Origin of the sequence: Gluconobacter sp. OJA (genome assembly GCF_039638325.1) — a bacterium.
Classification (GTDB): Bacteria; Pseudomonadota; Alphaproteobacteria; order Acetobacterales; family Acetobacteraceae; genus Gluconobacter; species Gluconobacter cerinus.
Genome location: NZ_JBDIWI010000002.1, coordinates 730566 through 742517, shown reverse-complemented (window position 1 = coordinate 742517; position 11952 = coordinate 730566). Strand labels below are relative to the sequence as shown.

Here is an 11952-nt window from a genome sequence, read left to right as displayed (position 1 = left end):
GGAGAGAAAAATGGCGGATGCTTCTCAGGTCGGATTGGCTCTGGCTTATGTGTGTGCGGGAATTTTATATCCAGAGGGGCTCGAAAAGTCGTCTGTAACGGGGCGGCAGACGATTGTTCGTCGCGGGTGGCTTTTGCCGAGTGATATATTTGCAGCTCAAAATATTCGGAATAATACGGATTTCCTGACGGTCACACTGGCACCTCAGAAAGGTATTGTTGTGCCTGAGCCTTTGGGGCGCCCCTGGCAGGTTCAGGCGCGTGTTCTGCCCACGGTGTCGGTGAAGCAGAGTGCGCAAGCTGTTTGCATTGCTTTTCCGTCTGATGGGGCGCCTTCAGGTGTTGTCGGTGTTTGGTACGAGGCGGGGAAAACTCAGATTTCAGCCGCCTATGCCGTGACTGAGCAGGACACTCCTGAAACTGTGGCTTTGGCTTTAGCCGGACAACTCCCAAAAGGTCTTGCAGACGGAAATTCTGTTCAGGTTCCGGGGCATAACTTAGTCGGAAGCGTTGTTGGGTATGGCCAGTCCGTAAGGGTGAACCGCCGACAGAATCAGCGATATAGGGTTTCGCTCTGGACGGCTGATTCTGGTGTTCGTGATACGCTTGGACAGTTTCTGGATACGGAACTGGCTGAGAAGAGCTGGATTTCCACGTTGGATGGTCGGCAGGCGCAGCTTAGGTTCGTAAGTGTTGAGGACGTTGATACGATGCAAAATCAGGCATTGTATCGACGGGATTATTTGTACGATCTGGTTTTTGACACCCTTCAGGTTCAGTGGTCGTCTGACATGATGTTTGGGGCCGGTGCTGTTTCTGCTGGTGATCAAACTAGCAGTTTCGGCGTAATCGAGCCTGCTTTTGATAATGGTGTGGTTCTGCATGCTCTTGAGGCCATGCAGGCTGTACAAACTTCTCAGGCAGCTCAGAATTCATATCCAGGGATGATGGTCAACCAGTTTGGTACTGTCGTCTGTCAGCCCAATTAAAATAAAATCAATTCAATAAAAAAAGTAATTTGTTCCTTATTCGGAATAATATACTTTTCTCTGGAAGGAAATATCGCCGGATGTCTCTGGTTTATCAGGCGGGTACGCTGAATACGACTGCGCTTACGGTTCCTAACCTTTATGTACAGATTGCGCAGCCACAGTCGCTGGGACTGACGGGTGCCTCGTCATCGAAACTGGGTATCGTTGGAACGGCAGGATGGGGCCCGGTAGGGCTTCCGGTGCCAGTGGGTGGCATGAGTGATTATCTCTCTGCGTTTGGGAGTAAGCAGAACAAAGCGACGGATGCAGGGCTGGCTGTGAATATTGCGGCTCTGCAAGGGGCGTCATCGTTTGTTGTCGTGCGTGTAACAGATGGAACGGATGCAAACGCAACGGCCTCTTTGGGGGGCGTTATACTCAGTGCTGTTCATACCGGAACTGCTGGTAATGCTATCGTTGTGACCCTGACCGCAACGGGGGCGGGTTATGGGCTGGCAGTTTCGCATCCGGTTCTTGGAGCGGCAAGTTATTCAGGTGCGACATGGAACATCCTGGAAGCCGCTGTCGCGCAGGATCTGTCAGCTCTGGTGACGATCCATTTGCCAGATGCAGTTCCTGATCCAGTTTCTGGAAGCGTTACGTTGTCTGGCGGACTGGATGGTGGGGCGCCCGATACGGCAGCTTTTCTTGGGAAAGACGATATTGTTCGGACGGGTATGTATGCTCTGAGGGGTCAGGGATGTGCCGTTGCCACCCTTCATGGTGTAACAGATAGCGCGTCCTATTCTTCGCAGGCGGCGTTTGGCCTCGGTGAAGGGGTCTATATGGTGGCGGCAAGCCCCGCATATGACAGTGTAAGCAATGCAGTGTCCGTCAAAGCTGCCAGTGGTCTGGACTCTTCAGCCGTAAAGTTGATGTTTGGTGACTGGATCTGGTGGAACGATGACGTCAATGGCATGATGCTTGTCAGCCCTCAGGCATTTGCTGCAGGCATTCTTTCTGCACTTTCACCTGAACAGTCGAGCCTAAACAAAGCACTTTCGGGTATTGTCGGAAGCCAAAAGGCTGGATTAGGGGGAAGCAGCGCAACCTATTCCACGGCCGAACTGTCTACACTGTTTACGGCTGGGATCGATGTTATCTGCAATCCGGCGCCGGGCGGGACTTACTGGGCAGTACGGTGTGGGCACAATACGTCAAGTAAAGCGACGGTAAATGGAGATAATTATACCCGCCTGACCAATTATATTGCGTCATCGCTTGCTGGTGGCATGGGAGCGTATGTCGGAAAGGTGGTGAATGATACGCTCTTTTCCGACATTCGTTCGACCCTGCTGGGCTTCCTGTCATCTCTGTTGTCTCAGGGCATTCTAGGCGTTCAGAATGCTGAACTGCCCTACCGCGTGGTGTGTGACAGTTCGAATAATCCTCAGTCGCGGACTGCGTTGGGATATGTGCAGGCTGACGTGGCTGTGCGGTACCAGGGCATCAATGAAAAATTTGTGGTGAATTTGCAGGGCGGCACCTCCGTGACGGTGACGACTGCGGGCGGGAGCGTCTGAGCATGGCAAATCCTTACAGTATTGGTCGTGACTGCCGGATTACAGTTCTCTGGAATGGCCAGCGGGTTGATCTGCGTGATGTCACGTCTTTCGGGGCATCACAGGAGACGCATGCTCTGCGAGCGAGTCCGCTTAATGGAATGCCGGTCGAGTTCAATGTTCCGAATGGCTGGCGTGGTTCGTTTCAGATCGCGCGTGCGAGCGCGGCGCTGGACAATCTGGTCGCTGCTATTGAAGCTGCTTACTGGAATGCTGGAACGGTTGGGAGCGGTACAATTTACCAGTACGTGACAGAGCCTGATGGTACGACAAGTACGTGGGAATACACGAACGTGTCCATCAAGTTGAAAAATGATGCCTGGCAGTCGGATCAGATGGTTCATCAAACGGTGCAGTTCTTTGCATCGACGAGGGCAAAGATTTCATGAATATCCTTCCGAAAGAAGTTCGTCTTGCTGATGGACGGTGTCTTTCTCTGAAAGAGATCGATCCTGCGGATATGCTGGATCTGATTGAGGCGGCAGGCTCTGCTGTGACTGGTGCTTCGGCTGCTGCATGGTTGGGCTATGCGGAAATGATCTGTTCAGTTACGGCTATCGACGGTGTTCCAGTGCAGATGCCGGGTACGAAAGAAGAAATTCGTGATCTGGCGCGCCGTATCGGTAAAGGTGGAATTGCAGTGCTTTATCCATGTTTTCATCAGGATACTGATGAAGAGATGGTGGTCGCTACAGCAAAAAACTGAGTAGGCACTCTGCGTTTCAGGAGATGCTTTACCTTCTGGATCATGGGGTGCCATGGAATTTGTTGAAGTCGTGGTCTCGCGCAAGGCGGATGGCTGCGTGTGTTGTGACGGCAGAGCGTGCAGGTCATGTCTTTGACTGGGACCAAAGACAGTACCGAGAATAGGCATGCATACGGATAAATTGTGGAAAGGCGTTCTTTCGTCAGGAATGTTATTTTCCCGGAATGTGTTGCGACGATCTTTGCTAGAGGGAAGGACGGCTGTCATTCCCACAGTGAGTTTTGTTAAGAGCCGCGAGAAAGGAAATTTGGATTTCCCGAGATTATCGATGGCTTCTTTAATACCTCGCGTGACGTCAGCCGGGAGCTTTTCCTTCTCGAAAAGTGGTCCAGAGACACATGTCGAAGGCACATTGGAAAATGCTCCAAAGCTTGTAAGAAATAAAAGAAGCATTTTTAAAATGGAGCCCAAGCAAGAAAGTCTCGTGCATATTGTGCAGGCTAAATTGAAGAAGTCTGGCCACGCTGTATCGCAAAAAATTCGCGATGATAAGCAGTTGGGCGGCACGAAAAATTTTTTTATTAAGCCGGGAAGATTAAGCGCAGCCTCACCGGCGAAGACTTTTTTTTCTGCAAGAAGCCCAGGGCAGTACTGCCGCGTGGCGCCTCATGTTTTTTTCCATAATACGCCAGATTTAGCGGGTTCTCGCCCTGAAATTCGGAAGTCAGCAATCAATACCAAGTCTGTCTCTGTTCTAAAGTCTGGTGTGCGAGACCTGGAAGGTTGTTCAGCAGTTTCATCACAGTTCCTTCCAACATCGTTGGGAAAATTGGGGCGGATACGGCAGCCTGAATGTGAAGAAAATACCTTATCCCCCACATTTCACTCCTCCCGGTCAGGAATGCCCCCTTTGGGTGAAGAGCAGCGCAAAGACATAAGCGGTTTTGGAAAAATGAGTCGTCTTGCTGCGCGACGTGCAACGGGAGGCGTCGATGAAATTCAATTTCCCCAATATCCAGGTTGTAGCATTGGAATTGGATGAGGTTAGAGGAGAGCTGCAATGAGTGTAACGCTCTCTGCCATTGAAAACGTGATCGGTTCCATCGGTCGTTTAGGGACGTCTGCGCCGGTTACCCTTGGCTCACTTGTACTGAGCGGTATTGAAGTTCCTGACCGACTTGAGGTTGGTGGCCATCAAATGATGGTCGTGCATAAGCTTCCCGGAGGCGAGCGTGTTGTTGATACGCTTGGAAACGACCCTGGCCGACTGGAATTGCGAGGGCGTTTTTTAGGGCCGAACGCACAGGTCCGAGCGCAAGCCGTGGAGCGGATGCGCATTTCGGGCCAGCCTGTCGCGTTTTCTGCGGCAGGTATGGCAAGTGATGTTTGGATTGCTCGCTTTGTTTATTCATATGAAGCGAAGGGGGCTGTCTGCTCCTATGAACTGACGTTGGAACGGCCAGCAGAAGCTACTGATTTTGGGACAGACCAAAATTCACTCACAGGCATTCTAGGAAATGATACTGAGAGTGGGCTCAAGACTGTTTCAGATATGGTAGCGCGTATTTCGGAAGGCGTTTTTACAGGCACTGGGCAAGTTAATTCCATCGTAGGCCAGCTTATGCCATTGGCCACTTTAGTAGGGGCGGGGGGAGCTGTGGCCAAGGTTGTTGATGCTCTGGGTATGGCAAATACCTTGAGCCAGAGTGGTTCTAATCTTGCGGCTACTCCGTCCGGTATGGCCGCGATATCCCATCAGCTTACGACCGCGGGAAATGAGTTGATGTCCATCATGGAGAGCACGGGAAGCAATCTGGAGAGTGTCGCGATTGCGGATACATCGTCTCTGGCCGCAGTTGCTGGGAGTGCCGGTTTGCTTAGTGCAGCATCAGATACTGGCGGTCTGGTTAATCATTCTCTGGCGTATGTCCGTGGTTCTCAAGGTGCTTCCGGGCAATTGCCGATAGTGCACGCGTGAGGAATTATGAAAAATATTGTTGTAACGGCAGCTGATATTTCGCTGTTTCATGTTGCGGCGCGTGAACTGGGAGATGCTTGCCAGTGGTGGAGAATTGCTCAGACCAATGGCCTATCAGATCCAGATTTAAGCAAAGTTGAAACAGTCCAACCTCTGAAAATTCCGATGAAAGACCTTACGCTTTCATCAGGGCTTCCCAATGAGGAGGGAGAATGACAGCACGCCAGATCGAAGTTCGAATTTTATGGGATGGAATAGAAAATCCGGATCTTGCGCTTAAAAGTTTCGAACTGGATTCCAATAGATATGAGTCTTGCGATACGGCAGTTTTGACTTTCGTAATAAAGAGGAAAAGGGCCAGAAAGGCATCGTTTTGGTTTGAACAAGATATACCTTCAAGCCCGTGGATTTCTGTTGAAATCAGGGACAATAAAATTTCTTCAGGATGGACCGTTCTATTTCAAGGGCGTGCAGATCATGTCCGGAATGTTGACGAGCATTCTCTTGTCGAAATGGAGTGTCGGGACGCTCTGGCAGCACTTATAGACCTGCGCGTTCAGGATTCCTGGCTTAACCATACGGGATCTGATCTGCTGCAGGATATTGCCAGAAGCGCGGCACTTGCGACCCGGATTTCTCTTCCTGACGATGGCTCTGACCATATGATGGGTCAGTTTTGGCAAGTAGAGCATAAGAGAGGTGCCCTTCTGTCGCAGCATCGCTTTCAGACCGCGGCAGATCTGGCCTTTGCCGTTGCGAGGGATGCGTTATGTGATCTTTATGCGGATGGGAAAACGCTTGTCTGTCAGCCGTCTTACGTAAATGACGACACCGCTGAAATTATTGATATTCGAAATGCCGTATTCGAGACAGATGTTTCTCGAGATCTTCAATTGCTCACGGGTATTGTGGTGCATATGGCATCTTGGGATTCTCGACAGAGAAGCAGTACGCATATTTATTATGATGGAAAAACATTTTCCCAGGATGCACCATCAGGCGTGACTGTACTCCACAGCTTTCGTGTGCCGGGCCGTCGTTTGGAAGATCTGCGTCGGCTGGCTCGTGGTAAGTATGAGCGTATTTCTGCACATGCAATGTCAGTCCGTATTTCAATGCCTGGTATTATAAGGCTGCGCCCGCGGCAATTTATAAAGATTTCACTGGGGACAACGGATCAGACGCTGGGTGTGGATCAGGTTGTTTCCCGATTTTCTGTGAATGATGGATTTATTCAGCATGTGGTTTTGCGTAGCCGGAGAAGTGGGGCATGAGTGATACGCGAATGCTAGCTGCCGCCCTTGCAAACCGGAGCGCGCATGCTGTCCTTGGAATTGTGTCCGCAGTTGATCCTTCGAACCATGCCATCAAGGTTCGTATTCAGCCTGACAATGTGGAAACCGGTTGGATACCTGACGTGGGGGGCGTACAGGCCGGAAATCTGCGTGTTTCTTGTCCATCTGAACCAGGGACCCACGTTGCCTTGTTACCCCTTGAAGGGGATGGTGAGCATCTGATTGCTATCGGGGCTGTTTTTGACACGGTTGTGACTGCGCCCGTCTCTCCCTCTGATGGGCAGGCTATTCAGCCAGGGACCATGCTGATCAGGGCAGGATGCGGCGCACCTCCAACAGAAACAAACGGCAAGGTTGGTGATGTAAATCCTCAGGCTGGTTGGTGTCAGATTGGCTCTAAAGGGGTTATCCTAGGGGCAGGCAATGCGCGCCTACATATTGCAGAGAGCGGTATTTCACTGACGATAGGCGACGTAACGGCTGTGTTTTCTGCAAATGGTCTGAAGGTCTCTGGTGGCGATATTCAAACAGATCAGCACTCGTTGACGCAACACGTACATCTGATGGGTAGCCAGACGACAGGGGGACCTGTTGGATGAGTTCCATCAGTCATTTGTGTGGCGGTGATCTGCTGCTGGAGAACGGTGGCTTACAGGTTATTTCCGGGGCTGACGAAACACGTCAGAGGCTTTTAAGGCGCTTGTTAACCAATCCTGGTGATTACATCTGGCAGCCGGAATACGGGGTAGGTTTGCAAAGCATGGTTGGGGAAGTTGTTGTTCCAGCCGTCATGCAAGCTGCCATTCGGGTGCAGGTTCTCAAGGACCCTGGAGTTGATTCCAGTCATTCTGTTGATGTGACTGTGAGTGCTGCCGATAACGGGCTTTGCCTTTGCCATATCTCCTATGTCGATGCTGACACGGGGCAGCAGAAAACACTGGATTTTTCCGCCTAAACAAGAAGCGCAGAGCTATGTTCTGCGCTTCCGGAGGACGTAATGTCTCTTTCTCTTCGCTCGTTTGCTACGACGGTTTCCACCGCCGTGGCGACGGCGCAGTCTTCCTGTGCGCAGCTTTTGGATGGCTCTGTTGGATCGCCCGTGCGGGCACTGATGGAAGGTGTCGGTGGCATAGGATTATGGCTGCAATATCTTGTTTTACAAACCTTGCTCCGCACACGTCTGGCAACATCCTCTGCTGAGGATTGCGACAGTTTTGTCGAAGATTTCGGGATGATGCGTTTACCTGGAACAGCATCGACCGGGATGGTGACGATGATGTCATTTTCGCCATCCCAGCAATCGGCAGTGATTGTGCCAGGAGCCATTGTCCGCACTGTTTCCGGCCTGTCATTCGCAGTGATCAAAGATAGCAATCTGCCTGTCTGGTCCGACGTTGCAGGCGGGTATGTTCGGCAGACGGACATGCAGAGCATATCGGTTCCAGTTCAATGTCAGGTTGCGGGATCAAATGGTAACGTATCTGTTGGTGCGCTCTGTCTGATGGGTACAGCTATTTCCGGCATTGACACTGTTACAAATCCAGCGGCTTTTCTTAACGGTGCCGACCAGGAGACGGATGCGCAGCTGCGTGCGCGTTTTCCTCTGTGGCTTGCTGCAAAAGCATCTGGGTGCAGAGCAGCCGTTGGGAATGCTGTTGCGGGTGTTCAGACAGGATTATCGAGTTCGCTTCGAGATGGTGTTGCTGCTGATGGAACTGCGCAGACCGGGTATTTTACGGTCGTCGTGAATGACGGAAGTGGCTCGCCATCGGATGCGCTGCTGACACAGGTTTATGAGGCTGTTGACGCTGTTCGGGCCTTGGGAGTCGGCTTTGCCGTCAGACCTCCCCAGACGCTTGCGGTGAATGTGTCCATGACAGTCGTCGTGCCAATGTCGGTTGTGGTTCAGCAGGCTGCAACAGCGATTGAGAATGCCCTTAGCTTGGACATTGCAGGCGCAGTAGTTGGTGCAGGTTATGCCTATAGCCGTCTGTCATATCTAGCGTATGTCGGGGCCGGTGTGACGGTTACCTCCGTTCTGGATGTCCGCCTGAATGGCGGGCAAGCCGATATTGCTGCGAATGGCGAGCAGGCACTGACAGTCGGCACAATTCAGATCAACGTTCTTCAGAACTGACCAAACAGGCCCCCTGCTAACTGTATCGGGGCAGAAGGAAGGCTATGCCTGTTTTCAATACATACCCGCGGCTTGATACGTTGACGGGCGATGAAGTTCTGGTGCTGGCAGATTCCAGCGGTCATCAAACCGTTACTGCAACGGCTTCCCAGATTGCAGGTGCTCCAGCAGTTTCCCAGCCGAGTGGGGCATTCTATCAGGATAAAGGAGCAAAAATCAGCCGTTTTGCTGATCGTGTTCTGATCGGGGATGCTGCCGCTAATCCGGGACTGAGCGATCGGGATGCAGCATCTAAAAACGATTGGCTGTCCCAGACAATGGGAGCCACCTCGATTGGGCCCTGGGCCTTGCAGGACGCGCAATGTGCCTCGGTAGCCCAGTTTGGCAATAGTGCTTTTGTAGCAGCGTCCCGGACATCTGATGCAAAAACGGCACCAGATACTTTGGGGTTTCAACCAAGTACGATCGGCATTGCGTCATGGGGTGTCGCTGATGACATTTCTGCACCTACGACCACGACAGCCTACGCTTATTATGGAGAAGCGTGGCGCCTGGCTGGTGTGAATTATCAACCGACTTTCGTCATGGAACTTGAAGCGGTCAATTTTGGTGGCTTGGCGATTGGTCAGTCTACGCCTTATGCCCCCAATGTCGGCGGTGGTGTTTATGGCATTCAGCTCGGTGCGGGTGGTGGTCAGACTTCGGGTACTTCCGATGCTGCTGCGGGGGTCGTTTTTGTTTCAAACCCTGACGCCTGGCAGGTCGGTATTGTTTTCGGCGCGACGGCTTTAAGCGGCACAAACGGGACAGATAATGGATATGCCTCCGCCCTGTCTCTTGCGCGTAATCATGCTCTGGAGTGGCATACGCCGGAAGTTGTTAGTGGGGTCTCTGGTGGTAATGTTGGAGCATTTGTCCGCTCTACCGTGACAGAGCGCTCCAAGGGCGTACGACAGGATTTTGTCGATAATGGAATTCTGTTCAGCAATATTGAAGGACAGACACTCTTTTCAGTCGCAAGTGCTGTGGCACCCAACAACACGTTGCAGGTCCAGCCCGGGGCAGGCACTCAGGCCGCTGGTCTGTATGTGCAAAGTGGCGAAAATGGATCGTCAAACCTTGGTTTGTTTCCGGAGGAGGGAGGACAGTTGCAAATCTCTTCCCCGGTAACGAATGTGGCAGGCACACTTCCCGCCACAGTGGGGGGCGGCTTTTTGCATATCAGTGTCAATGGAACGGATTATCGTATCCCGATGATGACTCCAGAGCAGGCTGGAGGTTGAAGCATGGCCAGATTGTACGACCGTCAGAAAGTGGTCCTTCAGGCGACTGATGGGAAAATTCTTTTGGATACGGGGGTGGTTCCCGGATCAGTCGATGATTTTGCGTCGAGGTTGAGAAGCCTTCTGCCTGTCGGCTGGTTCCCAGCAGCGCCTCAGGATCTGGAGGAGGAAACTGCACCAGTTCTTGTCGCTGTTCTGAGGGGGTTTTCAGCCGTTCTGGCTGGAATATGGACATTACTTGATGAATGTCAGCAGCAGACACGCCTCATAACGATGAGCGGCCCATTCCTGGATATGTTGGCGGCTGATTATTTTGGACCGGCTGGTTTAACGCGTCGCACTTCGGAGCTGGACAGGGACTATCGCACCCGTATCGTGTCCTCTCTGGTGGCGCAAAAGAATACGCGTGAGTCTGTTTTCAACGCGCTCCTGTCAATCACAGGTGTCGCGCCCACTATTCTCGAACCTCTGAATGCAGCGGATTGCCATGCATTGGCATCACTTGCCGCTCCTGCCGGTGGTGGAGGTTATGGATATGGGAGCGCAGGGTTGCGATACGGCAGCCGGCATGGTGGCCAGTTCTTCGTGGAGACAGCGCTGGGGCACGCAGCTGATGCCCACGTAATTTACCAAACAATTGAAAAAACGGCAGCCAGCGGCATAACCGGCTGGGTCAAGGTGAGCAAATAATGGATCGGGCAATTGTATACGCAGGATCAATTCCAATGGATACGGATCTGCTGCGAATAGGGCGATATGGCAAGGCGGCGCTCGGTCATCTGTCTGATATGCTTTATGGCCGGGATGTGACAGCTGCTTCGGGTCTGATTTGTACGCCTTCTCCCTACGGTCTGTCTGTTACTATCGGGGCCGGGTCCATCACAGCATCAGGGACTATGGATGCTGCATTTCTGGGGGGCGCCGGTGGGGGATATGGAGCGGATGCAACCCCTACAACTTGCCAGTATTCAAGTGATGAGGATGTAACGGTTTCTGTTCCTGGAACTGGCGCGACATATACGGTTTTTGCTCTTTGCACCGAACAGGATGTCGATCAGACTGTCCTCCCGTTTTTCAATGCCTCAAACCCCTCCCAGACGCAGGCGGGCATGAATAACGACGGAAATGCCTTGCCAACGCGGAGACAGGCAGGTCTCTCTTTTGTTGTTTCGACAGATACACCAGCTGTGCCGCCCGGTGGCGCAATTGTTGGGCTATATACTCTGAATGTGCCTCAGGGAGTCACGTCTCTTTCTGGCGTACAGCCGCAGGCAGGGAAGGTTTTTTGGCCAACAATTCCTGAATTGGCAACGCAGATTTTGCTGCGTGCCGCTATGCAGCCTCTACAGCTTGTCACAACCAATGCATCAGTTTCCATTCCAGTGTGGGCGTCCCGTGTGGAATTGCGTGTTGTGGGCGGCGGCGGCGGCGGCGCATCGTCTAATTCCATGACACTGAACGGATCATTTTCAGGCGGCGGCGGCGGCAGTGGGGGAGATGCCTCAGGGATTTATGACGTCAGCCTCGCAACTGGTAGCGCACTGAATGTGACAGTCGGCGCAGGTGGCGGATCGGAGCAAACGGGCGGCACCTCCCTTGTCAGTTACAATGGGCAAACATTGCTACAGGCTGGTGGAGGGCAGGGTGGCTATTTTTATAGCGCCATGGGCTCTGCAGGTGGTGAAGGTGGCGTAGCGTCAGGCGGCACCGTCTGGAATCAGACTGGGACTTCGGGAGGAGACGGTCAAACGAATTCCAGTACCTTTGCAGGTTATGGCGGTAGCGGCCCATGGGGCGGCGGCGGTCGGTGCGGAAACGAAGGAGGGCGCAATGGCACCCATTTTGGTGCCGGCGGCGGGGGCTCTTATTCTACACCTGCAGATGGAACGCACTCGCCGGGCGGCGCTGGTTATTCCGGGTGTGTTATGTACCGTTTTCTGCCGTAAGGCAGGTGAGGGGAC

The 11952-nt window shown here is 52.6% G+C and carries 14 protein-coding genes; all 14 read left to right on the top strand.

What is annotated here, in order from left to right; genetic code table 11:
• Positions 1 to 10: 10 nt before the first annotated feature.
• The 14 genes from ABDK75_RS13835 (at position 11) to ABDK75_RS13770 (ending at position 11937) form a co-directional block, all read left to right on the top strand.
• The gene (locus ABDK75_RS13835; protein ID WP_346006164.1) at positions 11 to 988 is read left to right on the top strand and encodes a hypothetical protein; all 978 of its coding nucleotides are present in this window, start codon (positions 11 to 13) and stop codon (positions 986 to 988) included.
• An 80-nt stretch (positions 989 to 1068) separates the two neighbouring features.
• Positions 1069 to 2553 (top strand): phage tail protein, encoded by a 1485-nt coding sequence (locus ABDK75_RS13830; protein WP_346006163.1) that lies wholly within the window; start codon positions 1069 to 1071, stop codon positions 2551 to 2553.
• 2 nt (positions 2554 to 2555) lie between these two features.
• Positions 2556 to 2981: a hypothetical protein gene (locus ABDK75_RS13825; protein ID WP_046900291.1), complete on the top strand. Its 426-nt coding sequence runs from the start codon at positions 2556 to 2558 to the stop codon at positions 2979 to 2981.
• Positions 2978 to 3298 carry a hypothetical protein gene (locus ABDK75_RS13820; protein ID WP_211499119.1) on the top strand — a complete coding sequence of 107 codons (321 nt, stop codon included), beginning with the start codon at positions 2978 to 2980 and terminating at the stop codon, positions 3296 to 3298. The genes ABDK75_RS13825 and ABDK75_RS13820 overlap by 4 nt, the downstream gene beginning before the upstream one ends.
• A gap of 166 nt (positions 3299 to 3464) precedes the next feature.
• Positions 3465 to 4340, top strand: a complete 876-nt coding sequence (locus ABDK75_RS13815) for a hypothetical protein (RefSeq protein WP_346006162.1) — start codon at positions 3465 to 3467, stop codon at positions 4338 to 4340.
• Positions 4341 to 4358: 18 nt separating this feature from the next.
• Entirely contained in the window at positions 4359 to 5276 is a 918-nt protein-coding gene (locus tag ABDK75_RS13810) for a hypothetical protein (protein ID WP_346006161.1), read from the top strand.
• Positions 5277 to 5282: 6 nt separating this feature from the next.
• Positions 5283 to 5492 carry a hypothetical protein gene (locus ABDK75_RS13805; RefSeq protein WP_346006160.1) on the top strand — a complete coding sequence of 70 codons (210 nt, stop codon included), beginning with the start codon at positions 5283 to 5285 and terminating at the stop codon, positions 5490 to 5492.
• Complete coding sequence (locus ABDK75_RS13800) at positions 5489 to 6550, top strand: hypothetical protein (protein WP_346006159.1); 1062 nt, start codon at positions 5489 to 5491, stop codon at positions 6548 to 6550. Before ABDK75_RS13805 ends, ABDK75_RS13800 begins: the two co-directional genes overlap by 4 nt.
• A complete protein-coding gene (locus ABDK75_RS13795) occupies positions 6547 to 7170 on the top strand; it encodes a baseplate assembly protein (protein WP_346006158.1) in 624 nt (207 codons plus the stop codon). Before ABDK75_RS13800 ends, ABDK75_RS13795 begins: the two co-directional genes overlap by 4 nt.
• Entirely contained in the window at positions 7167 to 7526 is a 360-nt protein-coding gene (locus ABDK75_RS13790; RefSeq protein WP_346006157.1) for a phage tail protein, read from the top strand. The genes ABDK75_RS13795 and ABDK75_RS13790 overlap by 4 nt, the downstream gene beginning before the upstream one ends.
• Before the next feature lie 42 nt (positions 7527 to 7568).
• Complete coding sequence (locus ABDK75_RS13785) at positions 7569 to 8708, top strand: baseplate J/gp47 family protein (protein WP_046900284.1); 1140 nt, start codon at positions 7569 to 7571, stop codon at positions 8706 to 8708.
• Positions 8709 to 8752: 44 nt separating this feature from the next.
• The gene (locus ABDK75_RS13780; protein WP_339408056.1) at positions 8753 to 9991 is read left to right on the top strand and encodes a hypothetical protein; all 1239 of its coding nucleotides are present in this window, start codon (positions 8753 to 8755) and stop codon (positions 9989 to 9991) included.
• A 3-nt stretch (positions 9992 to 9994) separates the two neighbouring features.
• A complete protein-coding gene (locus ABDK75_RS13775) occupies positions 9995 to 10681 on the top strand; it encodes a hypothetical protein (protein WP_211516526.1) in 687 nt (228 codons plus the stop codon).
• A gap of 35 nt (positions 10682 to 10716) precedes the next feature.
• On the top strand, positions 10717 to 11937 hold the full coding sequence (locus ABDK75_RS13770) for a hypothetical protein (protein WP_346006156.1): 1221 nt from the start codon (positions 10717 to 10719) through the stop codon (positions 11935 to 11937).
• Positions 11938 to 11952 lie beyond the last annotated feature (15 nt).

Excerpts from the sequence above, each read along its gene's own strand:
- ABDK75_RS13835 (WP_346006164.1), top strand. The coding sequence starts at position 11 with ATGGCGGATGCTTCTCAGGTCGGATTGGCTCTGGCTTATGTGTGTGCG.
- ABDK75_RS13830 (WP_346006163.1), top strand. The coding sequence starts at position 1,069 with ATGTCTCTGGTTTATCAGGCGGGTACGCTGAATACGACTGCGCTTACG.
- ABDK75_RS13825 (WP_046900291.1), top strand. The coding sequence starts at position 2,556 with ATGGCAAATCCTTACAGTATTGGTCGTGACTGCCGGATTACAGTTCTC.
- ABDK75_RS13820 (WP_211499119.1), top strand. The coding sequence starts at position 2,978 with ATGAATATCCTTCCGAAAGAAGTTCGTCTTGCTGATGGACGGTGTCTT.
- ABDK75_RS13815 (WP_346006162.1), top strand. The coding sequence starts at position 3,465 with ATGCATACGGATAAATTGTGGAAAGGCGTTCTTTCGTCAGGAATGTTA.
- ABDK75_RS13810 (WP_346006161.1), top strand. The coding sequence starts at position 4,359 with ATGAGTGTAACGCTCTCTGCCATTGAAAACGTGATCGGTTCCATCGGT.
- ABDK75_RS13805 (WP_346006160.1), top strand. The coding sequence starts at position 5,283 with ATGAAAAATATTGTTGTAACGGCAGCTGATATTTCGCTGTTTCATGTT.
- ABDK75_RS13800 (WP_346006159.1), top strand. The coding sequence starts at position 5,489 with ATGACAGCACGCCAGATCGAAGTTCGAATTTTATGGGATGGAATAGAA.
- ABDK75_RS13795 (WP_346006158.1), top strand. The coding sequence starts at position 6,547 with ATGAGTGATACGCGAATGCTAGCTGCCGCCCTTGCAAACCGGAGCGCG.
- ABDK75_RS13790 (WP_346006157.1), top strand. The coding sequence starts at position 7,167 with ATGAGTTCCATCAGTCATTTGTGTGGCGGTGATCTGCTGCTGGAGAAC.
- ABDK75_RS13785 (WP_046900284.1), top strand. The coding sequence starts at position 7,569 with ATGTCTCTTTCTCTTCGCTCGTTTGCTACGACGGTTTCCACCGCCGTG.
- ABDK75_RS13780 (WP_339408056.1), top strand. The coding sequence starts at position 8,753 with ATGCCTGTTTTCAATACATACCCGCGGCTTGATACGTTGACGGGCGAT.
- ABDK75_RS13775 (WP_211516526.1), top strand. The coding sequence starts at position 9,995 with ATGGCCAGATTGTACGACCGTCAGAAAGTGGTCCTTCAGGCGACTGAT.
- ABDK75_RS13770 (WP_346006156.1), top strand. The coding sequence starts at position 10,717 with ATGGATACGGATCTGCTGCGAATAGGGCGATATGGCAAGGCGGCGCTC.